Origin of the sequence: Amycolatopsis albidoflavus, assembly GCF_039525725.1 — a bacterium.
Lineage (GTDB): Bacteria > Actinomycetota > Actinomycetes > Mycobacteriales > Pseudonocardiaceae > Amycolatopsis > Amycolatopsis albidoflava.
This window is the reverse complement of sequence record NZ_BAAAHV010000007.1, coordinates 199,263-221,773: the sequence shown is the minus strand read 5'-3', so window position 1 is coordinate 221,773 and position 22,511 is coordinate 199,263. Positions and strand designations below refer to the sequence as shown.

Sequence of the window (22,511 nt, the reverse complement as noted above, 5' to 3'; positions counted from 1 at the left end):
ACCGTCAATCCCACCTGACCAGCACCAACAGGATGAAAAATCCCCAATGTGGCATTGGGTGCGTCCCACGCAACCAATGCCACATTGGGTGCGTCCCACGCAACCAATGCCACATTGGGTGCGTCGCATGCACCCAATGTGGCATTGGGGCGCTCGCTGATCAGGCGAGTACGACGCGCGCCAGCTCCGCCGGGCTGGCCAGCAGCGGGTGTTTCGGCAGCACTCGCACCGTGTAGCCGACCGAGCCCGCGCGCGGCAGCCGCAGGGTCGCGGCGAACGCGCCGATTCCGTCCGGCGTCATCGGGACCTGCACCGACTCCGCGAGTTCGTCCCCGTCGCCGACCTGGCCCACCACGGCTTGAATGTCCACTTCGGACGGTTCGAGCCCGGCGAGGTCGATCCGGGCGCGGATGGTGACCTCGGCGCCCACCACGAGCCGTCCGGTGTGGTCGTACTGGAGTTCGGCGTCGAAGATCCGCACGCGCGGCCAGGCGACTTCCAGTTTGGTCCGGTAGTCCGCCAGTGAAAGCGCGCCCTGATGGCTGTTGTCGGTGGCGGCGGCGACCATCCGCGACGCGGGCAGGTAGCCGGAATCGACGTACTCGCGCACCATCCGCGACGCCTGCACGCGCGGGCCCAGCGTTTCCAAGGTGTGCCAGACCATCGCGAGCCAGCCGGTCGGCACGCCGTCCGCGCCGGTGTCGTAGTAGAGCGGCGCGATCTGCTGGCCCAGCAGGTCATACAGCGCGGCGGCTTCGAGGTCGTCGCGCCGGAGCGGGTCGGTGACGCCGTCCGCGGTGGGGATGGCCCAGCCGTTGGAGCCGTCGTAGCACTCGTCCCACCAACCGTCCTTGATGGACAGGTTCAAGCCGCCGTTGAGCGCCGACTTCATCCCGGACGTACCGCACGCTTCCAGCGTCCGCACGGGGTTGTTCAGCCACACGTCGCAGCCGCGGTAGAGGTAGCGGGCCATCGACATGTCGTAGTCCGGCAGGAAGACGATGCGGTGGCGCACCGCGGGATCGTCGACGAAGCGCACGATCTGCTGGATCAGCTGCTTGCCGTTCTCGTCGGCGGGATGCGATTTGCCGCCGATCACGATCTGGATCGGCCGCTTCTCGTCCAGCAGCAGCGCGCGCAGCCGGTCCGGGTCGCGCAGCATCAGCGTGAGCCGTTTGTACGTCGGGACGCGGCGGGCGAAGCCGACGGTCAGCACGTCCGGGTCGAAGACGCGGTCGGTCCAGCCGAGTTCCAGCGCTGACGCGCCGCGCTGCATCCACGCCGCCCGCACCCGCCGCCGGACCTCGCCGACGAGCTTTCCCCGCAGTTCCCGGCGCAGCTCCCACAGCTGCTGGTCGCTGACGCCGTCGCGCAGCGAGCTGTCCGGCGTGCGGCCTTCGTGACCGAACTCCTCGTGGTTGCCGCCGAGCAGCGCGCTCAGCTCGCGCGCCACCCAGGTCGGCCCGTGCACGCCGTTGGTGATGGACGCGATCGGCACCTCGGCGTCGTCGAAACCGGGCCACAGCCGGGAAAACATCCGGCGCGTGACGCGGCCGTGCAGCTCGGAGACGCCGTTTGCACGTTGCGCGAGACGCAGTCCCATGTGCGCCATGTTGAACAGGCCGGGGTTGTCCTCCGCGCCGAGTTGCAGCACGCGGCGCACGTCGACGTCCGGGACGAGCCTGCCATCGGAGAAGTAGCGCTGCACCAGGTCGACCGGGAAGCGGTCGATGCCCGCGCTGACCGGTGTATGCGTGGTGAAGACGGTGCCGGCGCGGACCGCGGGGAGCGCCTCGTCGAAGGCGAGCCCGTCGGACTGGATGATCTCGCGGGCGCGCTCCAGCCCGAGGAATCCGGCGTGGCCCTCGTTGGTGTGGAACACCTTCGGCTGCGGATGCCCGGTCAGCTCGCAGAACTTCCGCACCGCGCGGAAGCCGCCGATGCCGGCCAGGATCTCCTGCCGGATCCGGTGGTCGGCGTCGCCGCCGTACAGCCGGTCGGTGACCGAGCGGAGGTCCTCGTCGTTGGCCTCGATGTCGGTGTCGAGCAGCAGCAGCGGGATCCGGCCGACCCGGGCACGCCACATCTGCGCGCGCAGGTCGCGCCCGCCCGGCATGGCGACCTCGACCAGCACCGGGCGGCCGTCCTCGGTGACCAGCTCCAGCGGGAACGCGTTCGGGTCGATCACCGGGTAGTGCTCGACCTGCCAGCCGTCGAGCGACAGGCCCTGGCGGAAGTAGCCGGACCGGTAGAGCAGGCCGACGCCGACCATCGGCACTCCGAGGTCCGAGGCCGCCTTGAGGTGGTCGCCGGCGAGCACGCCGAGGCCGCCGGAGTAGTTCGGCAGCGCCTCGGTGACCCCGAACTCCATCGAGAAGTACGCGACCGCCCGCGGCAGGCCGTCGTCGCTGCGCCGCTGATACCAGCGCGGTTCGCTGAGGTAGCGCTCCAGCCCGGCCGCGGCCTCGCGGGTGCGGTTCAGGAAGTCCTCGTCCTTCGCCAGCTCCTCGAGCCGCTCCGGCGGCAGCGCGGTGAGCATGCGCAGCGGGTCGCGGATCTTGTCGAACAGCTCGGCGTCCATCGAGGCGAACAGGTCGCGCGTCGGCGGATGCCAGGTCCAGCGAAGGTTGGTCGCGAGGGCTCCGAGCCCGGCGAGCGGCTCGGGCAGGCTGGCGCGGACGGTGAACCGGCGGACTGCACGCATGGTCAGCGACGATATCCGGCCCGCTCCGCGCGCGCTCGCACCCCACTTCGGGGATTGTCCGCGCGCCCCGCCATCCGGGTCAGTAATGTCCCGGTTCGTTGTCGGACGCGGATGGGGAACGAGGGAACATGAGCCGAGGGGGACGCCGGTACGCGCTGGTCGCGCTGGTCGCGGCGACCGTGCTGGGGACAGCCGCGTGCGGGGACAAGACTCCTCCGGCGACGCCGGGCGCCGGGAACGTCGCCGGCCTGCCGGTCACGCATTTCGAGAGCGGGCTGCGCGCCGACGCGCCGCGGCCGGATCTTCCGGTGAAGAACGCCAGCGGCGGCGAGGACGACCAGCTCGCCACCGCCGCGATCGCCGACGTGCAGGCTTACTGGAGCGAGGCGCTGCCCGCGGAGTTCGGCGGCAAGCGGTTCGAGCCGGTCAAGTCGCTGCTGTCGTACGACTCGAAGCGCGACACCCAGAACACCGCGTGCGGCAGCGTCAAGCAGCTGGTGAACGCGTTCTACTGCGCGGGCGACGATTCGGTGGCGTGGGACCGCGGCGTGCTGCTGCCGATGCTGCGCAAGCGGTTCGGGCCGATGTCGGTGGTGACCGTGCTGGCGCACGAGTTCGGCCACGCGATCCAGTACCGGCTCGGGGCCACGGCGGGGATTTCGAAGTCGACGCCGACGGTCGTGAAGGAACAGCAGGCGGACTGTTTCGCCGGCGGGTATTTCCGCTGGGTCGCCGAGGACAAGAGCAAGTTCTACCGGGTGTCGACGGCCGAGGGGCTGGACCAGATCCTGGCGGCGATGTTCTTCATCCGCGACCAGGCCGGGACGAGTGCGACTGATCGGCAGGCGCACGGCACGGCGTTCGACCGGACGTATGCGTTCCAGGCCGGGTTCGAGAAGGGACCGAAGGAATGCGCGGGGATGAACGCGCAGAACGTGCAGAAGCGGTTGACTGAGCGGCCGTTCGACGCGAAGGACACGGGCAAGGGCGACGCCCGGTTCAGCGAGAAGACGGTGACGGATTTGAAGGCCAGCCTTGACGAGGCGTTCAAGGGCGCTGGAGTGCAGGGGCCTCGGTTCACGGCGGGTTCCGGCAGCTGCTCCGGCGGGCCCAGCACGCCGCCCGCGTCTTACTGCCCGAACGACAACACGGTGAATTTCGATCAGCGGGCGTTGGAGAAGCTGGCCGAGCCGGTGGATCAGGAAGCCGAGATGGCCGGACGGGCCGGGGGCGGGCTGGGCGACTTCGCTGCCTTCGCCGAGTTGGCGTCGCGGTACGCGATCGGGGTCCAGAAGGGCGTGGGGGCGTCGATCGATACGCCTAATGCCGGGTTGCGGACCGCGTGCCTGGTGGGAGCTTGGGCGGCGTTCTCGAATCATCCGACGGGCGGGGTGAACCTGAAGTTGTCGTCCGGAGACCTGGACGAGGCGATCGCGGACCTGCTCCGGCCGGACGGGCTGGTGTCGGCGAACGTGAACGGGGAGCGGCCGGACAGCGGGTTCGACCGGGTCGAGGCGCTGCGGCGCGGGTACCTCGAGGGGTCGTCCTCCTGCTCCAAGCAATACCCCTGAGGTTTGCGCTCGAAGGTGGTCGCGTGGGTCGTGAGGGGAACCCTGAGGGAATCAGAGTCCCTGAAGGTGGCCCTCACGGACGTCTCGCGGGCGAGGCCGGGCGAAGGGGTCCGGGCGGGCTGAAAAGCTGTGAAGGGCTCCTTGAGGGAATCTGATTCCCTCAAGGAGCCCTTCACGGACTTGAAGCGGGGGCTCAGAAAAGGGCGCTCGCCAGGTCGCGGCGAGCCTTCGCGACGCGCTCGTCGGCCGGGTCGAAGAGTTCGAACAGGGCGACCAGGTGTTCGCGGACGCGGTTGCGCTCGTCACCCGCGGTGCGGCGGACAACGTCGACCAGGCGGCGGAACGCGCCTTCCACGTCCTGTTCGGCGACGTCCAGGTCGGCCGCCGCGAGCTGGGCGTCGATGTCCTTCGGGTCGGCTTCGGCCTTCTCGCGGGCGCTCGGGTCGGCCGCTTCGGCGCGGGCGGTGAATTTGACCTGCGCCAGGGCGTTCTTCGCCAGTTCGTTGGCCGGTTCGGCGTCCAGGATGCGCTCGTACGCGGCCTGCGCGGCGGCGTAGTCGCCCTGCTCGAAGGCGTCCTCCGCCTCGGTGAAGCGCGGGTCTTCCGGCTCCTCCACCGGGCCGCGCGCCTCCTCGGCGGCGCGGATGCCGGGCAGGCGGTCGCGCAGGGCGTCGAGCAGGGAGCCCAGCCACTTGCGGATCTCCGGCTCCGGCAGCGCGCCGGAGAAGGCGTCCACGGGCTGGCCGCCGGCGATCGCGACCACGGTCGGGACCGATTGCGCGCCGAACGCCTGCGCGATGCGCGGGTTCGCCTCGACGTCGACCTTCGCGAGCACCCAGGAGCCGCCGCTCTCGCCGGCCAGCCGCTCCAGCACCGCGGTCAGCTGCTGGCACTGCTCGGAGAACCCGGCCCACAGGTCGACGACCACGAGCTGGTTGAGCGAGAGTTCGACGACGGATTGGAAGGTCGCCTCGGTGACTTCGAGCACCGCGTCCGACGACGGGGCGGGAGCGCCGTCCGGCTGCCCGGCGCCTGAAGGCGGCTGGTTCCGGCTCGCTTCCGCCCTTGCCTTGAGCGCGGACAGGTCGACCGCGCCGGACAACGCGGCGGACATGGCCGCTGAGTTCGCTGCAGATCCGCGTGGGTGTGTCACGCCCTCCATCCTGGCACGCCTCGCCGCGAGAGTTCAGCGGCAGGCCCGAGGTTCGCTTTTGGCATGCGCACTCCCCTGAGGCATGCTCTCCGCGAGGACAACAGGGAGGCCGAGAATGCTGAGCCGGCGCAACGCCACGGTGGCCGCCGCCGTCGTGGTCGCGGTGGCATGGATCGCCAGCATCACGGTGACCGTCGCGCACCAGGACCCGCCCGGTGCGGCGTCCCCGCCGGAGCTGCGCACCGAGCTCACCGCCGCGCTGAGCGGCCGGGACGCGGACGCGCTCGCCGGGCTCTTCGACGTCCCTGGTTCGGGCGGTGGCGACCTCGCCAAGGACTACGTCGGCGTCCTCAAGGACGGCAACGCACGTGACATCTCCGTGCAGCTGTCGCCGGACGAGCACTCCCCCACCGCGGCCGTCGTGCACGGGAAGACCGGGGCGGGCGAGCAGTTCAGCTACCGGCTCGCGGTGACCAGCTCCAAGGGGCGCTGGACGATCGCGTTCACGCCGCCGATTCCGTAGCCCGAGAGCCCGGGCCCGCCCGCGGCCCTTGGCTCAGTCCTCGCGCAGGTGCGCCTCGACCCGCTCGACCTTCGCGGCGAGCTGCCCGGAGTAGCCGGGGCGGATGTCGGCCTTCAGCACCAGCCCGACGCGCGCCGAGCCCTCGCCCGCGGCTTCCACCGCCTTCTTCACCACCGCCATGACCTCGTCCCACTCGCCTTCGATCTCGGTGAACATCGAGCTGGTCGAGTTCGGCAGCCCCGATTCGCGCACCACCTTCACCGCGCGCGAGACGGCCTCGCTGACACCGCCGTCCGGCTCTCCCGCCGAGGGGCTCACGCTGAACGCGACGATCATGTGGCTTTCCTTCCCTGTTCTCGCAGGGCGACCCCCACGACCGGGGTACCCGCTGGTAGCTTCGGTTGCCATGAACCGTCCGCTGCCGTTCGATCCGATCGCCCGTGCCGCGCAGCTGTGGGAAGACCGGATCGGCCCGGCCGGAACCATGGCCGCGGTCACCGGTGTGATGCGGGTGCAGCAGATCATCCAGTCGGCGGTCGACGGCGCTCTCAAGCCGCACGGCCTCACCTTCGCCCGCTACGAGGCGCTCGTGCTGCTCACCTTCTCCCGCAACGCGCGGCTGCCGATGCGGGTGATGGGCGAACGGCTGCAGCTGCATCCCACCAGCGTCACCAACATAGTGGACCGGCTCGAGCGCGACGGGCTCGTGAAGCGCGTGCCGCATCCGACCGACCGGCGCACCACGCTCGTCGAGATCACCGACGACGGCCGCGCGCTGCGGGAAACCGCCACCGCCGCGGTGACCGGCATCGATTTCGGGCTCACCGGGCTCACCGAGCGGCAGGTGGAGCAGTTGACCGAACTGCTCACCAAGGTCCGCAAGTCCGCGGGCGACTTCACCGCGTAAACGCACGAAGGGCCCGCGCTGCTCGCACGGGCCCTTCGGGAAAAGCGGAAGATCAGACGCCGACCGGCTCCTGCGCGCGGACGAAGAGGCCGACGCCGCCGTGGGTGAGCCGCTGCGGGCCGTCGAGCTTGCCGTTGCGCAGCGCCCACTTCTCGAACAGCCAGGTGAACAGCGGCGGGATGCTCGCGAGCAGCGCCAGCACCAGGGTCTTGCCCCGCCAGCCCAGCGGCTTCGCCACGGACAGGGAGACGATCACGTACAGGGCGAAGACGACGCCGTGCACCATGCCGAGGACGGGCACGCCGCCCTCGTTAGAGGCGCCGACGACGTACTTGAGAAACATCCCGATCAGCAAGCCGAGCCAGGACAGGGCCTCGGCGACTGCGGCCACGCGGAACACGAGAGCGGCCTTGCTGGACACGACATCCTCCTGTGCGTCACCTGGTGCGTGCTGACTGCACACACAAAAAACACGTCCGACGCGACTGTCCAAGGCGGACGGAACCGCCTGGCGTCAACAGCGCTGTCGAACGGGTATGAGACCAGTGTGAGGCGTGACCCGCTTCACCGGAACACCGGGGCCCGTGACTCTGGTCACGAGCACACCGGTCATTGGTCTGCACCAATTCCGGACGACGGGCGGAAACGGGCGGGAAATGCCCGGTTAACGGGAAAGACCGCCTCCCGATCCCAAGATCCGGGAGGCGGCCTTCACTGACTGTCCCGCAGCGATCACTAACCGGCACAAGGAGAAGCCGGCGCGGAGGAGCGTGACGTTCCCCACGTGGCCTTGGGCGCGTCGCCGGTCAGCGAGAAGTCCAGAGTGGACCCGCGGCGCAGTTGTTCGAGACTGACGAACGTTTTGTCCGACGCCGTGCCGTTGACGCGAAGCCCGGAGACGTACTGCAGTTGCGCCCCGCTGGCACCGCGGGCGTTGACGGTGAAATCGCGGCCGTTGGGCAGATGCAGCACGGACTTGGCGAACCGCGGCGCGTTGAGCACGAAGTCGCCGGTGCCCGGGACGGCCGGGTAGAGGCCGAGCGCGCTGAAGACGTACCAGGCGGACATGGTGCCGAGGTCGTCGTTTCCGGTGACGCCGTTGGGGGCGTTCGTGAACAGCGTGTGCGCGGCCCGCACCACCGCGGAGGTCTTCCACGGCTGTCCGGTGAGCGTGTACATCCACGGCGAATGCAGATCGGGCTCGTTGTTGGGGTTGTAGCGGAACTGCTTGTAGTAGTCGTACGGGCCGACGACCCACTTCTCGTGCGCGGTCTTCGCCGGGTCCTTCACCAGGTCGTCGTAGGCGAAGAAGTCGTCGAGCCGCTTGCCCGCGTTGGCCGCGCCGCCCATCTTCGCGACCAGGCCGGGCACGTCCTGCTGCACCAGCCACTGGTACTGCCACGCCGTGCCCTCGTGGAAGCCGTCCTGGCCTTGGGGGCTGTACGGGCCGTCGGCCGGGGTGTACCAGCTGCCGCCGGTCACCTTCGGTCGGAAGTAGCCGGTGAAGCCGCGGTCGGTCACCGACGGATCCCACAGCGTCGCGTATGTCCGGCTCTTGGCTGCCAGCTGTTTCGCGTCCTGTTTGCGGCCGAGCGCGGAGGCCATCACCGAGAGGGAGCAGTCGCCGAGGGCGTATTCGAGGGTCGCCGACGCACCGTGTGCCGGGTCGGTGTCTTGGCCCTTCTTCGGGAAGTTCGGGTCGTATTGGACGAATCCGTCGGCCTGGTAGCTCGCGTTGCCGGAGCGTCCTTGGAACGGTGACGACGCGGGCGGGATTTCGCGCGAGTTCTGCAGCAACGCTTGGTAGGCGTGCATTTCGTCGCCGCTCAACGCACCGAAACGCCACAGGTCGACCAGGAATGGCGTGACTGGATCTCCAGTCATGGTGTTCGTTTCCTGACTCGCGTACGCCCAGCGCGGGAGCCAGCCGCCTTGATCGTGGATCGCGAGAATGCTCTTCGCGACGTCCCTGGCCCGGTCCGGTTTCAGCAGTGCCAGCAACTGGTTTTGCGAGCGGTAGGTGTCCCAGAGGGAGAAGAAGTCGTAGTACGTCCAGCCGATGGCGCGATGGATCTTCTTGTCGAAGCCGTAGTACCGGCCGTCGGCGTCGTTCGCGGTCAACGGTTGCAGGAAGGCGTGGTAGAGCGAGGTATAGAAGACTGTGCGGTCGTCCGGGGTGCCGCCGGTGATGTCCACACTGGACAGTTCACGGCGCCAGGCACGCTGGACGTCGTTCTTCACCGCGTCGAAGGGACGCACGCGCGAGTCGGCGAGGTTGGTGTCCGCGCCACGAGCGTCCACTTGGGAAATCGACGTGGTGGCAGTGACTTGGCCGCCCTTCGGGAAGGTCAGCCACGCGCCGCGCAGGCCCGCACCGCCTTGTGCCGAGCGACTTCCGGGCGTACCGCCGTCTGGTGACCAGGTGCCGTAGGAAGAGAAGGGCTGGTCGAATTTCGTGGTGAAGTAAGTGGTGTACGGCTTGCCGCCGCAGAAGGCTTGCGATTCGACGGTGCCCGCGATGGTGTGGTCGTCGACGATCCGGACGCTGCTGCCGCTGACCGGTTCCTTCGCATTGGCCTGCCCGACGTTCACGAAAACGTTGGCTGGGCCGGATTTGTCGAAGGAGTATCGCTCGACGCCGCTGCGCGTGCTGGCGGTGGTTTCGACGTCGATGCCGCCGTAGCCGGTGAGATGCACCTTGTAGTAGCCGGGCTTCCCGACTTCGCCTTCGTGCGTGTACGGCGCGGCGTACTTGGCTTGGTCGAAGGTGGCGGGCTTGCTCGTGTCGAACGCCGCGCCCGGGCCGATGTCGCCCGTGGTGGGCAGCATCGACACCAGGCCGCCCTGTTCCCAGCATCCCGCGCCGGACAGGAAGAAATGGCCGAAGCCGCGGATCGCGGTGTCGGTGTAGAGATAGCCCGCGTAATGCGTGGTGATCGGGCTGGATTGCACCATGCCGAACGGCGCGGACGCACCGGGGAAAGTGTTGCCCTCGTCCTGTGTGCCGATGAACGTGTTCACCGCGTCCAGCGGATCTGCCGGACGCGCTTGCGCCGCGACCGGCGTCAGCGCCGCCGCGGTGACAGCGAGCGCCACCGCACTCGCCAAAACCCTGCTCCTCATGGGACTCCTCTGGGAAAGTCCGTGAAGGGCTCCTTGAGGGAATCAGATTCCCTCAAGGAGCCCTTCACGGAACGACTGGATCAGCCCGCGGCGATGGCGAACACGTGCATGGAGCCGCCGCTGACGCCGCTCGGCAGCGTCACGCTCGCGACGGTTTTGCCCGCGTCCAGCGTGATCGGCGCGGTGGCGAACACCATCGTGCGGATCTGCTGCGGGTCGCCGCCCGCGGAGTTGCGGTACGGGGTGGACAGGACGATCCGGTTGCCGAACGCCGGCTGCGCTCCGCCTCCGCCCAGGGTCCAGTCCGAGAATCCGACGGCGGCGGTGGACTTGCTGCCGTCGGTGTAGGTGACGGTGAGCGTGCCCTGTGCGTTGCCGTTGCTGGCGGAGCCGAGCAGCGCGAGCCGTCCCGAACCGGACACGGTGATCGTCTGCCCCGCGGCCACGACGTTGTCCGGGTCGCCGACCGGGTACGACGGCCAGGTGAAGTTCAGCCCGTCGCTCGACACCGTGCTGCCCGGTTTGGCCCCGGCCTTGGCCAGCGCGTCCGCCGAGTAGCTCCAGCCGCCGCCGTCGAAGTTCCCGGCGGCCGAGTTCGCGTCCGGCGAGAGACCGGTGTTGTCCACTGTGGCCAGCCAGCTGTTCGGCTTCGCCACCAGGACGGTCAGCACCGCCTGTACGTCCGCGAGGCCCGGCGAGGAGAAGGTGACCGGGATCCGGCGCGGACCGTCGGAAGTGCCTGCCGGAACGCTCACCGTCACCTGCGCGTGGCCCTTGCCTGCAGCCGGGACCTGAACGGAACCGGTCGCGGGCGACAGCGTGATGCCGTCGGCGCTACCTGCGGAGTAGGTCCAGGTCTTCGCGGTGCCGGACAGATCCTGCACGCCCACCGAAGCGGTCGAGGTCGTGCCAGCGGGCACCACCGCGCGTGCCGGGTCTACAAAGGACAAGCTCGGCTTTTCCTGCTCGCGGAACGACGGCGGCGCGTCAGCCGGAGCGGAACCCCACGCGGTCGCGGTCGCCGACCGGGTGAAGTCCAGCTTGCCGCCCTGCGAGATGAGCCCCTCCGACAGCCACGCCTTGTTGGCCGCGCCACCATTCACCTTCAGGCTGCTGGTGTACTCGCCAGTGCCGGGAGCGTTGACGGTGATCTTCTTGCCCGCCCCGGTGGTCACCTCGGCGTGCGCGAAGCGCGGCGTGGTCAGCACGGTTTCGGCGCGGCCCGGGATCTCCGGGTAGACACCGAGCGCGGACCAGACGTACCAGGACGACATCTGCCCGAGGTCGTCGTTGCCGATCAAGCCTTCCGGACGCGGGTTGTACAGCTCGTCCATCGCCCGGCGCACGATGTTCTGCGTCTTCGCCGGAGCACCCGCGAACGAGTACACGTAGGGCGCGTTCGAGTTCGGCTCGTTGCCCAGGAACGCATACGGCTCATGGGTTCCCGCGTTCAGCTTCGTGAAGAAAGTGTCCAAACGCGACTGCGTGGCGGTGCTGCCGCCGAACGCGGTCACGAGACCGCCGAGGTCGTACGGAACCATCCAGTCGTACTGCGCGCCGTTGCCCTCGACCCAGCCCTGCGAACTGGCCGGGTCGTAGTTCGCGGAGAACGAGCCGTCCGAGTTGCGCGGCTGCAGGTGTCCGCTGCCCGGGTTGTAAAGGTTCTGCCAGTTCTGCGCGCGCTTCATGAACGTGGTGTACGTGGCGCTGTCGCCAAGCCGCTTCGCGAACTGGGCAATGGCGAAGTCCGCGCTCGTGTACTCCAGGGTGTCCGCCGCCGCGCCGGGAACGTAGCCGAGCCGTTGGTAATCCTGGAGACCGGGGCGTTCGGTGTAGCCCTGCGTCGGCTGCGTCGCGCCCTTGATCATGAGCAGCAACGCCTTCTGCGCGTCGAAGTCACGCGCGCCGAACGCGTACGCGCTGGAAACGATGATGTGGTACGGATCCCCGTTCATCACGCCGGTGTAGTCGTTCGCCACCGTCCAGCGGTCCCACGAACCGCCTTGTTCGGCGAACGCCATCATCGAGCGCACGAGGTCCGAAGTCTCCTTCGGCGCAATGGTGGCCAGCAGCGGGACCTCGGAGCGGTAGATGTCCCAGCCGGAGATGTTCGTGTACGTCGCGTGCCCGCGTTCGGCCTGGTGGATCCGGCCGTCGAAGCCTGGGTAGCGACCGTCCACATCGGAGAAGACGTTCGGCTGGATCAGCGAGTGGTACAGCGAGGTGTAGAACGTCGTGGTGTCGGCGTCGCTGCCACCACTGACCTGGATCTTGCCGAGCTGGTCGTTCCACGCCTTCCGCGCGGACGCGGCCACGGCGTCGAACGACTTCTTGCCGTTGTTCTCCGCCTTCAGATTCGCCTTCGCCCCGTCGACGGACACAAAGGACAGTCCTACCTGGACGTTGACCTGCGCGCCGTTGAGGTTCGGGAACGTCACGTAGCCGCCGCTGCCCGGGCCGCTCACCGTCGTGTCTTGCGGTTTCGCCGCCGCCGGGCGCGCCATCGACGAGCCGATGCCGTTGGGCTGCGCGACTTTCGCCTTGGCGCCGCCGGTCTCCGCGGTCTTGCCCGGCGTCACCGCGCCGTTCTTCCACGTCCCGACCGACTCGAACGGAGTGTCGAACTTCGCCGAGAAGTAGACCCGGTACGAGTCCTTCGCGCCGCAGAACCGGCCGCTGGTCGCCCAGCCGCTGATGGTGTCCTTGCCGATGCTGATCGACGCGTCGTCCGTGCCGTTGACCGAGCCGGAAGTGTTGACCAGCAACGTGGACGCCGCGCCCGCCGGGTAAGTGAACCGGCCGGAACCGGTGCGCTGCGTCGCGCTCAGTTCGACCTTCGCGCCGTTGTCGAGGGCGACGTCGTAGGCGCCGGCCGTCGCGTGTTCGTTCTGATGCGAGAACGTCGAGGTGTAGTGGCCCGGATCGGTCGCGGGCGACGTGCTGATCTCGCCGACATACGGCATGAACGGCAGGTCCTGATACGTGGTGCAGCCCGCGCCGGAAAGGTGCGTGAGGCTGAACCCGGTGATCGTGTTGTCGTCGTAGAAATAGCCGCCCGGCTGGGACTTCTTCGTGTCCGGGCTCCACTGCACCATCCCGAACGGCGCCACCGCGCCGGGGAAGGTGTTGCCCGCGCCGCCGCCGGTCCCGTGGTCCGCGCCGCCGGGCCGGGTGCCGACGAACGGGTTCACCCACTTCGCCAGGTCGGCGGTCTTCGCGGCGCTCGCCGCGGGATCGGCCAGTGCGGGGGCGACGGGTGCTACCGCCGCCACGACCGCGGATGTCAGGAAGATCAGTCCGGCTCTCCAGCGCGCTCGCGCCATCGCCATCGCCTCTCCAGTTGTCCGGCGCGAGCCGCGTCACCGACCTCGAGGCATCGATGACAACCTTGTCGCGCACCGTCGATGCGGGCTACCTTCGGCAATGGCTCACCGGATCGTCAAGACCGCGGTGAGAGCCTGTCCGATTCGAGACAACGATGTCCACCATCCGCACCAGCGGATTCGTCGAAGCGGGCAAGACGAACCGGCAAGCATTGACAGCGACAAGCCGGATGGTGTCCAATCCCCCGCATTATGACAACGTTGTCTCACTCGGGCCGGGACGCGGACGGACTTCCCCGCCCCGCCAGCAGGCGGGCCACGATGAGCGATGTGGCCCGGCTGGCCGGCGTCAGCATCAAAACGGTGTCGCGGGTCGTCAACGACGAGCCCGCGGTGCATCCGGACACCGCCGAGCGCGTGGTGGCCGCGATCGAACAGCTGGGGTTCCGCCGGAACCTCGGCGCCCGCAACCTGCGCCGCGGCTCGACCACCGGCACCATCGGCCTGGTCGTCGAGGACGTCGGCAACCCCTTCTACTCCGAGCTGAACCGCGCGGTGGAACGGATCGCGACGTCCTTCGGCAGACACGTGCTGACCGGGTCGTCCGGCGAGAACTCCGACCGCGAGCGCGAGCTGTCGCTGGAGTTCTGCGCGCGGCGCGTGGACGGGCTGCTGATCGTGCCCGCCGGGCTGCAGCACGGGTATCTCGTGCCGGAAATGCGCGCGGGCACGCCGGTGGTGTTCCTCGACCGCCCGGCAGGCGACATCGTGGCCGACACCGTGCTCGTCGACAACCTCGGCGGCACCATCGAGGCGGTCGGCCACCTCGTGCGCCACGGCCACCGCAGGATCGCGTTCCTCGGCGACAGCCCGGACATCTTCACCGCCGCCGAACGGCTCCGCGGATTCCGGGAAGGCTGTGTGCGCAACGGGATCTCCTACGACGAGAGCCTCGTGGCGATGCAGACGCCGACTCCGGAAACCGTCGGCCACGCCGTGCGCAAGCTGATCGGCGGGCCGAATCCGGCCACCGCCGTGATCGCGGGCAACAACCGGGTCGCGGTGCACCTGCTGCGCGCGCTCGCGCATTCCGAGCGCAGGCCCGCGCTGGTGAGCTTCGACGATTTCGAACTGGCGGACCTGCTCGACCCGCCGGTCACCGTGATCGCCCACGACGTCAGCGCCCTCGGGCACGCAGCGGCCGAGCTGCTGTTCGCCCGGATCCAGGGAGACCAGTCCGCCCCGAGAAAGGTAGTTCTGCCCGTGCACCTAGTCGCCCGCGGTTCCGGTGAGGCCGCCCTGTGACCAAGCACCTCGAGCCGGTCGCGCTCCCGGCCAACCAGCCGCCGCAGTTCTACCGGGGCGGCGACGCCATCGCCGCGCTGCGCGGCGCGACCGGCACCGACTCGAAATTCGGGCCGGAGGACTGGGTCGGTTCCGTCACGACCATGTTCGGCCAGGAGACCAACGGTCTCACCAAGCTGCCCAGCGGGATCTGGCTGCGCGACGCGGTCGGCGGCGACCCGGACGCGTGGCTGGGCGCGGCGCACGTCGCCAAACTCGGCGACTCGACCGGCCTGCTGGTCAAGCTGCTCGACGCCGGGCAGCGGCTGCCGGTGCACTTCCATCCGTCGGATTCCTTCGCCCGCAAGCACTTCGACTCGCACTTCGGCAAGACCGAGGCGTGGATCGTGGTCGGCACCTACGGCGACGACCCGCGCGTGTACCCGGGTTTCCGGGAGACGCTGAGCAAGGAAACCGTCGCCGAATGGACCCGCGAGCAGGACGCGCCGAGCATGTTGGGCGCGCTCAACAGCATCCCGGTGCGGGCGGGCGACACGGTCTACATCCCGGCCGGGCTGCCGCACGCGATCGGCGAAGGCGTGTTCGTGGTCGAACTGCAGCAGCCGACGGACTTCTCGCTGACCCTGGAATGGCGTGATTTCCTCGCCTCCCCGGAAAAGGGCCACCTCGGGATCGGCTTCGACACCGCGATCGAAACGCTCGACACCTCGGGCTGGGACGACGACCGGCTCAAGACGATCGTGAAGCACACCTCCGGCGACGAAGCGACCACAGTGGACTTGCTCGCGCCGGACTCGGCGGAGTTCTTCCGCGCCGACCGGATTCAGTTGTCCGGCAACGCGTTCTCCCTCGACCCGTCGTTCAGCGTGCTCGTCGCGCTCGACGGCGAGGGCATCCTGCGCACCGAGCACGGCGGCGAGTTCCCGGTGGCCAAGGGCGACACCTACGCGGTGCCGTTCTCCGCGGGCCAGACCGAGCTGTCCGGTTCGCTCACCGTCATCCGCTGCCGTCCGCCCGCCCCGGAAAGGAGTTAGCGCCGATGAGCGAGATCCTGCTCGACGCGGTGGACCTGACCAAGCACTACGGATCGGTGGAAGCCTTGCGCGGCGCGTCTTTCCAGGCGCGTGCGGGCGAGGTGACCGCTTTGATCGGCGACAACGGCGCGGGCAAATCCACGCTCGTGAAGTGCCTGTCCGGGGCTGAACAGCCGACGTCGGGCCGGATCTTGCTCGACGGGAAAGAGGTCCACCTCGATTCTCCGGTGGCCGCGCGCCGGGCAGGCATCGAGACGGTGTACCAGGATCTCGCCGTCGCGCCGGACCTCGATCCGGCGGCGAACCTGTTCCTCGGCCGGGAAATCCCGCGCAAGGGCATCCTCGGCAAGCTCGGCATGCTGGACAAGGCGGAGATGCGCCGCCAGGCGGTGGTCGAGTTCGAAAAGCTCGGCGTCACGCTGCAGAGCACCGACGTGTCGATCGGCTCGTTGTCCGGCGGGCAGCGGCAAAGCGTCGCGGTGGCCCGGTCGGTGGCGTGGGCGTCGAAGGTCGTGTTCATGGACGAACCGACCGCGGCGCTGGGCGTACGGCAGCGTGGGCGCGTGCTGGACGTGATCAAGAAGGTCCGGGACAAAGGCATCGCGGTGGTGCTGATCAGCCACAACATGCCCGAGGTGCTGTCAGTCTCGGACCGGGTCGAGGTGCTGCTGCAGGGCAGGCGCGTCGCCCGGTTCGCCGGGGCGGACACGAAACTCGAGGATCTGGTCGCGGCGATGACCGGGGCCCTCGTGCGGGAGGAGGTGGCATGAGCGCTCCGGCGAAGGACATTCAGACCACTGTGGACGGCGAGTTCGTCAAGCCGCCGCTGGGAAAACGGCTCGTCGGGGCGAACACCTTCTGGATCTCGCTGGTGCTGGTCGCGTTGATCGCGGTGTTCACCGTACTCGCCCCGGGCCAGTTCGCGACGGTGTTCACCTTCCAGATGCTGCTGAACGAAACGTCCGTGCTGCTGGTGCTTTCGGTCGGCATGACGTTCGTGATCATCACCTCCGGCATCGACCTGTCCGTCGGGTCGGTGCTGATCTTCGCGGGCATGGTCGCGGGCAAAACGATGGAAGCGCTCAGCGGCGGCGACGCCTCGCACGCCGGGTGGGGCGTCATCACCGCCGGACTCGTCGCGGCGGTGCTCGCGGGCACGCTCTGGGGCTTGATCAACGGATTCCTCATCGCGGTGGCGGGCATCCCGCCGCTGATCGTCACGCTCGGCACGATGGGCGCGGCGCTCGGCGTGGCATACCTGCTCAACAACGGGTCGGACGTGCACAGCGTGCCCACCGAGCTGAACAAAGTGCTCGGATACGGCACCTCGTTCGGCGGGATCCCGAACCTCGTACTGGTGGCCGTGGTGATCACGCTGATCGGCGCGTGGCTGCTGCACACCACGAGGTTCGGCCGCTACACGTTCGCCGTCGGCTCGAACGCGGAGGCTGCGCGGCGGTCAGGCATCGGCGTGACCGCGCACCTGCTGAAGGTGTACCTGCTCACCGGTTTCCTCGCGGGGCTCGCGGGGTTCCTGTCGCTGGCGTTTTACACGTCGACCACGATCTCAGCGCACGCCACCGACAACCTCAACTCCATCTCCGCGACGGTGATGGGCGGCACGAGCCTCTTCGGCGGCGTCGGCTCGATGCTCGGCACGGTGATCGGGGTGTTCATCCCTGCCGTGCTGAAGAAGGGCTTCAACATCACGCACGTGCAGGACTACTGGCAGCAGATCGCGGTCGGCGCGGTCCTCATCGCGGCGGTGTGGTTCGACCAGCGCCAGCGCCGCAAGCGCAACTCCCGCTGAATCGGTCCCCGAGTACAAAGAGGTGCTTACGATGAAGTTCAGCAAAACCGTCCTCGCCGCGGGAACGCTCGCGTCCGCGGCGATGCTGGTGGCCGCGTGCGGCGCCGGGCAGATCGGGCAGAGCGGGTCCGAGTCCGGCGGCAACTCCGCGAACAGCAAGAAGCTGGCGCTGGTACCAGGGGTGCAGGCGGAGCCGTTCTATATCTCGATGCAGTGCGGCGCGCAGGAAGAAGCGAAGAAGCTCGGCTACGAACTGACCGTGCAGGCACCGCAGAAGTTCGACGCCACCATGCAGACGTCCATCGTCAACTCGCTGGGCTCCAACCCGCCCGCCGCGCTGCTGGTCGCCCCGACCGACGACCAGGCGATGCTCGCACCGATCCAACAGGTGAAGAATCGCGGCGCGAAGATCGTCGAGGTCGACACTTCGCTCAAGGACAAGAGCGTCGCGGTGTCGTCGGTCTCCTCGGACAACGCCGAGGGCGGCAAGCTCGCCGCGCAGACCATGGCGAAGCTCGTTGGCGACAAGCCGGGTTCAGTGCTGATCCTCGACACCATCGCGGGCACCTCCACCACTGCTGCCCGTGCGAAGGGCTTCGAGGACGAACTGAAGAACCACCCGAACCTCAAGTCGACGGGCATTCAGTTCACTCAGAACGAGCCGGAGCAAGCAGCGTCGAAGGTGACCGCGGCGCTGGTCTCCACGCCGGACCTCGTCGGCATCTTCGCCACCAACCTCAACACTGGCGAGGGCGCGGCGACCGGTCTGCGCAACGCGGGCAAGATCGGCAAGGTCAACCTGGTCGGCTTCGACGCCAGCCCGTCCGAAGTGGACGGTCTGAAGAAGGGCGAGTACCAGGCGCTCATCGCGCAGGACCCGGCGCAGATCGGCACCAAGGGCGTCGACCAGGCGGTGGCCGCGCTGGAGGGCAAGCCGACCGAGCGGGACCTGACCGCGCAGCTGCACTCGATCACCAAGGACGACCTGGACGCGAATTCCCAGTACTTCTACAAGCAGAAGTGCTAGCCTCTGGACCGACCGAAGGGGACTTTCCGCGTGGAAAGTCCCCTTCTTCGTGTTACGGGCTAGTATCTACTCCCCCAGGTACCCGAGGGGAGGCCGTCGATGACCGAGAGTGCCCGGCTGCCGTGGCGCTCCCGCCCGGACGCCGTCGGCGTGCTCGGCGCGGCGCGGAAGGTCGCCGACGACCTGAAGGACGGTCTGTCCGGAGTCCGCGCCCGACGCGCCGCGCACGGGTTGCGGCGGCTGTTCGGCGTCGCCGGGCTGGGGCTCTCCGATCTGTCCGGCACCTTGATGTGGTCCGGCCGGCCCGGTGCCGACGACGCGGTGTCCCGAATTCTGGACGACGTGCTGCACCAGGAAGAACCGATCACCGCGGGCGGCGTGACGGCGGTCCCCCTCCACGTGCACGACGAACTGGCGGGCGCGTTGCTGCTGGTCGGCGAGGTTCCCGGCGCGGTGACCCGGCAGGCTTCCGACCTGGTGGTACAGGCTTTGGAACGGGGTCGGCTCGAAGCTTCGGCGGATCAGGCCGCGCAAGCCGAACTCCGGGCGCTGCGGGCGGAGATGTCGCCGCATTTCGTCTACAACGCGCTCACCGTCATCGCCTCGTTTGTCCGCTCGGAACCGGACCGCGCGCGTGATCTGATGCTGGATTTCGCCGACTACACCCGCTACAGCCTGTCGCGGCACGGCGAGTACACCGTCGTCGCCGAGGAGTTCCGCGCGGTGGAAACGTATCTCGCGCTGCAGCGGGCGGTGCTGGGAGAAAGACTCAAGGTGCAGGTGCGGGTCGCACCGGAGGTACTTGCGGTGGCGGTGCCGTACCTGGTACTCGAACCCCTCGTGGAAAACGCGATCCGGCACGGCATCGAGCCGCGGTCGGGCACCGGGCTCGTCCAGGTGCACGGACAGGCGGAAGGGAACGACTGCGTGATCAGCGTCGAGGACGACGGGGTCGGCATGGAGCCCGAGCGCGCCGCCGCCATCCTCGCGGGCAGCGGCGACGGCACCGGGCTCGGAATGGCCAATGTGGACAGACGACTGCGCACGGTCTACGGGGCCTGGTACGGGCTGACGGTGGAGACGGCGGTCGGCGAAGGCACCCGGGTCGTCCTGCGAGTACCGCGGTTCCAGCCGGGGGTGCTGCCGTGAGCGGGCTGCGGGTGCTGGCGGTCGACGATCTCGCGCCGGCGTTGGACGAACTGTGCCGGATGCTGCGCGAAGCGCCGGAAGTCGGCGAGGTCGTCGGTGCCAGCGATGCGTTGAAGGCACTGAAACTGTTGCAGGCAGACCATTTCGACGCGGTCTTCCTCGACATTTCCATGCCGGGTTTGGACGGGCTGGAACTCGCGACGCTGCTGGCGAAACTGTCCGAGCCTCCGGTGATCGTGTTCGTCACCGCACACGACGGACACGCGGTGGCCGCGTACGGCATTGGCGCGGTGGACTATCTGCTCAAACCGGTGCGTACGGAACGTCTTTCCGCCGCGCTGGCGAAGGTGACCCGTTTGGTCCCGAGTGGCCGTCGGAAGTCCTCGCCGGACGCGATGGCCGCGCTGCCAGTCGATTCCGGCGGCCGCACTCGTTACGTCCGCCGCGACGACGTGCTGTTCGCCGAAGCCAACGGCGATTACGTCCGACTCCACACGCGCGGCGGCGTGCATCCGGTGCGGATGCCGATCTCGCGGCTCGAAGAGTATTGGGAAGGCACTGGGTTTACCCGGGTGCATCGGGGGTTTCTGCTCGCGGTGAGTGCGGTGTTGGAGCTGCGGAGCGACACGACGGGCGGCTTGCTCGCGCACACCGAGGCTGGCGATGTGCCGGTCAGCCGACGACATGCGCGGGATCTTCGGGACCGGTTGCTGGAAGCGGCACAGCGCGGGCAGCTCGGGAGCACCCGATGAGCCGCACCAAACGCGTCGCCGTCACCAGCCCGCAGACCAGGCTCGCCCGCTCGCGACGCCTCGAACGCGGCCGCTGGCGCATGCCCCGCCTGCGCGCGCCGGAAGCGGAACGCGCGGCCGTCCTGTACCGGATCCAGCGCCGACGCGGAATCCCCGCGCTGGTGGCGATGTTCGTGCTGGTGCTGGGTTTGCCGGTGCTGTTTTCGCTCGCCCCGTCGCTCGACAGCGTGCGGTTGTGGGGAATTCCGCTGTCCTGGCTGCTGATCGCGGTCCTGCCGTACCCGGTGCTCGCCGGACTCTCGTGGTGGCAGCTGCGCCGCGCGGAGAAGATCGAGGACGATCGGTGAAATGGACATCGCGCTCGCGGTAGCCCCGGTCGTCCTCGTCACGCTGCTCATCGGCGTGCGCGGGGTCGCCGCCATGCGCACGACGTCCGACTTCCTCGTGGCATCCCGGCGGATCTCGCCCTTCGTCAACTCCGCCGCGGTCTCCGGCGAATACCTGTCCGCGGCGTCGTTCCTCGGCGTCGCGGGGCTGATGGTGAAGGACGGCGTCGGCGCGCTCTGGTATCCGGTCGGCTTCACCGCGGGATACGTCGCGATGCTGGTCCTCGTCGCCGCGCCCATGCGAAGGTCCGGAGCCCTCACCGTCCCCGATTTCGCCGAAGCCCGCCTCGCCTCCCCCGCGTTACGCCGCCTCGCCGCCGTGGTCGTGCTGGTGATCGGGACCATCTACGTAGTCCCGCAATTCCGCACAGCCGGGCTCGTGCTCACAGCAGTCGGCGGAACGCCGTATTGGGTCGGCGTGGTCATCGCGGGTACCGCGGTCAGCGTCACGCTCGCCCTCGGCGGGATGCGCGCAGCGACGTACGTCCAGGCGTTCCAGTTCTTCCTGAAACTCGTGCTGTTCCTCGTCCCCGCGCTGTGGCTGGTGCTCCACATCGGTTCCGAAACCCGCGACGCCAGCCTCACGCCGGTCGAGTTCACCCGCTTCTCGCACGCCACCCCGGTGCAGTTCGACCACGACGTCACGCTCACCTTCCGCGAACCCACCGCGATCGAGGACCGCGGCACGGTCCCACCGGGACAACTGGTGGTGCACAAGGGAGAACAGCTCACCTTCGCCGCCGGTGCGCAGGTTCCCGGCGTCAGCGGAGAGGTCGCGCTCGGCGGGCCGGAGTGGCAGCGTCCGCTGCTGGAGATCGACAAGGGGTACCCGCTGCTCGGCACGTGGGCGGTCCTCATCGCGACCGTCCTCGGCACCATGGGCCTCCCGCACGTCCTGATGCGCTTCCACACCAGCCCAGACGGCCGCGCCGCTCGCCGCACCGCCGCGATCACCGTGGCGCTGCTCGGAGTCTTCTACCTCTTCCCGGGGATCTACGGCGTGCTCGGCCGGGTGCTCGTGCCGCAGCTGTACCTGTCCGGCAACACCGACACCGTGGTCGTCGCGCTGCCCTCGCAAGTCGATCACAGCTGGGCCGGGCAGTTGTTCACCGCTTTGCTCACCGCGGGCGCGTTCGCGGCGTTTCTGGCGACGTCACTGGGATTGCTGCTGGTGATGTCCGGAGCGCTCGCCTACGACCTGATGCCCGGCGGCCTGCGTCGTCTGCGGGTCACGGTCGTGTTCGCCGCGATCGCGATGGTGCTGTTCGCGCTGCCGTCCGCGCGGCTCGACGCCGGAGTGCTCGTGACGTGGGGGTTCACCGTCGCCGCGTCCACGTTCTGCCCGCTGCTCGTGCTCGGCATCTGGTGGCAGCGGCTCACCGCGTCGGGCGCGATCGCCGGAGTGCTGACCGGGCTGGCCGCCTCGTCCGGGTCGATCCTGTTTGCGCTGGCCGGGCCGACGATGCATGGTTGGGTGGCGATCTTGGTCTCGCAACCGGCACCCTGGTCGGTACCGCTCGCGTTCGGCGTGATGATCACGGTGTCACTGCGCGGGCGCCCACCGTCCTGGGCCGGGGCCGCGATGCTGCGGCTGCACCTCGACGAGCGCCCTTCGTCCACGCCCGGTGACCGTTCGTCAACCGTTCGTCGTGCGGCGAGGCGTTTGAGCCGCTGACGGTTCCGCTGGCTCGGAGTCCTCCCTACTGTGTCGCGCACCACATCCGCAGCGTCGCACAAGGGAGAT

General features: G+C 68.8%; 18 protein-coding genes. 12 read left to right on the top strand and 6 right to left on the bottom strand.

Annotated features, from left to right (window positions below):
• Nucleotides 1-160 precede the first annotated feature (160 nt).
• On the bottom strand, nucleotides 161-2,704 hold the full coding sequence (gene glgP / locus ABD156_RS10330) for an alpha-glucan family phosphorylase (RefSeq protein WP_344269785.1): 2,544 nt from the start codon (nucleotides 2,702-2,704) through the stop codon (nucleotides 161-163).
• 128 nt (nucleotides 2,705-2,832) lie between these two features.
• On the opposite strand from glgP, the gene ABD156_RS10325 reads away from it, so the two are divergent.
• Nucleotides 2,833-4,275 (top strand): neutral zinc metallopeptidase, encoded by a 1,443-nt coding sequence (locus tag ABD156_RS10325; RefSeq protein ID WP_344269782.1) that lies wholly within the window; start codon nucleotides 2,833-2,835, stop codon nucleotides 4,273-4,275.
• Between the two features lie 193 nt (nucleotides 4,276-4,468).
• On the opposite strand, the gene ABD156_RS10320 is transcribed toward ABD156_RS10325, so the two are convergent.
• Nucleotides 4,469-5,389: a tetratricopeptide repeat protein gene (locus tag ABD156_RS10320; protein WP_344269780.1), complete on the bottom strand. Its 921-nt coding sequence runs from the start codon at nucleotides 5,387-5,389 to the stop codon at nucleotides 4,469-4,471.
• A 154-nt stretch (nucleotides 5,390-5,543) separates the two neighbouring features.
• Between ABD156_RS10320 and ABD156_RS10315 the strand changes: the two genes are divergently transcribed.
• Nucleotides 5,544-5,951: a hypothetical protein gene (locus ABD156_RS10315; RefSeq protein ID WP_344269777.1), complete on the top strand. Its 408-nt coding sequence runs from the start codon at nucleotides 5,544-5,546 to the stop codon at nucleotides 5,949-5,951.
• A gap of 33 nt (nucleotides 5,952-5,984) precedes the next feature.
• Here the strand turns inward: ABD156_RS10315 and ABD156_RS10310 are convergent, their stop codons facing one another.
• Complete coding sequence (locus tag ABD156_RS10310) at nucleotides 5,985-6,287, bottom strand: thiamine-binding protein (protein WP_344269774.1); 303 nt, start codon at nucleotides 6,285-6,287, stop codon at nucleotides 5,985-5,987.
• Between the two features lie 70 nt (nucleotides 6,288-6,357).
• Here ABD156_RS10310 and ABD156_RS10305 point away from each other — a divergent pair, with 70 nt between their 5' ends.
• Nucleotides 6,358-6,858, top strand: a complete 501-nt coding sequence (locus ABD156_RS10305; RefSeq protein WP_344269771.1) for a MarR family winged helix-turn-helix transcriptional regulator — start codon at nucleotides 6,358-6,360, stop codon at nucleotides 6,856-6,858.
• 52 nt (nucleotides 6,859-6,910) lie between these two features.
• On the opposite strand, the gene ABD156_RS10300 is transcribed toward ABD156_RS10305, so the two are convergent.
• From ABD156_RS10300 to ABD156_RS10290, 3 genes are all read right to left on the bottom strand, one after another.
• Nucleotides 6,911-7,279 (bottom strand): DUF3817 domain-containing protein, encoded by a 369-nt coding sequence (locus ABD156_RS10300; RefSeq protein ID WP_344269768.1) that lies wholly within the window; start codon nucleotides 7,277-7,279, stop codon nucleotides 6,911-6,913.
• A 314-nt stretch (nucleotides 7,280-7,593) separates the two neighbouring features.
• Nucleotides 7,594-9,981, bottom strand: a complete 2,388-nt coding sequence (locus tag ABD156_RS10295; protein ID WP_344269765.1) for a GH92 family glycosyl hydrolase — start codon at nucleotides 9,979-9,981, stop codon at nucleotides 7,594-7,596.
• 80 nt (nucleotides 9,982-10,061) lie between these two features.
• Nucleotides 10,062-13,310: a GH92 family glycosyl hydrolase gene (locus tag ABD156_RS10290; protein ID WP_344269762.1), complete on the bottom strand. Its 3,249-nt coding sequence runs from the start codon at nucleotides 13,308-13,310 to the stop codon at nucleotides 10,062-10,064.
• 315 nt (nucleotides 13,311-13,625) lie between these two features.
• Between ABD156_RS10290 and ABD156_RS10285 the strand changes: the two genes are divergently transcribed.
• From ABD156_RS10285 to ABD156_RS10245, 9 genes are all read left to right on the top strand, one after another.
• The gene (locus tag ABD156_RS10285; RefSeq protein WP_344269759.1) at nucleotides 13,626-14,609 is read left to right on the top strand and encodes a LacI family DNA-binding transcriptional regulator; all 984 of its coding nucleotides are present in this window, start codon (nucleotides 13,626-13,628) and stop codon (nucleotides 14,607-14,609) included.
• Entirely contained in the window at nucleotides 14,606-15,643 is a 1,038-nt protein-coding gene (locus ABD156_RS10280; RefSeq protein ID WP_344269756.1) for a class I mannose-6-phosphate isomerase, read from the top strand. The genes ABD156_RS10285 and ABD156_RS10280 overlap by 4 nt, the downstream gene beginning before the upstream one ends.
• 5 nt (nucleotides 15,644-15,648) lie before the next feature.
• Entirely contained in the window at nucleotides 15,649-16,413 is a 765-nt protein-coding gene (locus ABD156_RS10275) for an ATP-binding cassette domain-containing protein (protein WP_344269753.1), read from the top strand.
• Nucleotides 16,410-17,453: an ABC transporter permease gene (locus ABD156_RS10270; protein WP_344269750.1), complete on the top strand. Its 1,044-nt coding sequence runs from the start codon at nucleotides 16,410-16,412 to the stop codon at nucleotides 17,451-17,453. Before ABD156_RS10275 ends, ABD156_RS10270 begins: the two co-directional genes overlap by 4 nt.
• 31 nt (nucleotides 17,454-17,484) lie before the next feature.
• Nucleotides 17,485-18,480 carry an ABC transporter substrate-binding protein gene (locus ABD156_RS10265; protein WP_344269749.1) on the top strand — a complete coding sequence of 332 codons (996 nt, stop codon included), beginning with the start codon at nucleotides 17,485-17,487 and terminating at the stop codon, nucleotides 18,478-18,480.
• A 99-nt stretch (nucleotides 18,481-18,579) separates the two neighbouring features.
• Complete coding sequence (locus ABD156_RS10260) at nucleotides 18,580-19,629, top strand: sensor histidine kinase (protein WP_344269747.1); 1,050 nt, start codon at nucleotides 18,580-18,582, stop codon at nucleotides 19,627-19,629.
• Nucleotides 19,626-20,381 (top strand): LytR/AlgR family response regulator transcription factor, encoded by a 756-nt coding sequence (locus tag ABD156_RS10255; RefSeq protein ID WP_344269743.1) that lies wholly within the window; start codon nucleotides 19,626-19,628, stop codon nucleotides 20,379-20,381. The genes ABD156_RS10260 and ABD156_RS10255 overlap by 4 nt, the downstream gene beginning before the upstream one ends.
• The gene (locus tag ABD156_RS10250; RefSeq protein WP_067583425.1) at nucleotides 20,378-20,728 is read left to right on the top strand and encodes a DUF485 domain-containing protein; all 351 of its coding nucleotides are present in this window, start codon (nucleotides 20,378-20,380) and stop codon (nucleotides 20,726-20,728) included. Before ABD156_RS10255 ends, ABD156_RS10250 begins: the two co-directional genes overlap by 4 nt.
• A 1-nt stretch (nucleotide 20,729) precedes the next feature.
• On the top strand, nucleotides 20,730-22,442 hold the full coding sequence (locus ABD156_RS10245; RefSeq protein WP_344269735.1) for a sodium/solute symporter: 1,713 nt from the start codon (nucleotides 20,730-20,732) through the stop codon (nucleotides 22,440-22,442).
• Nucleotides 22,443-22,511: the final 69 nt, after the last annotated feature.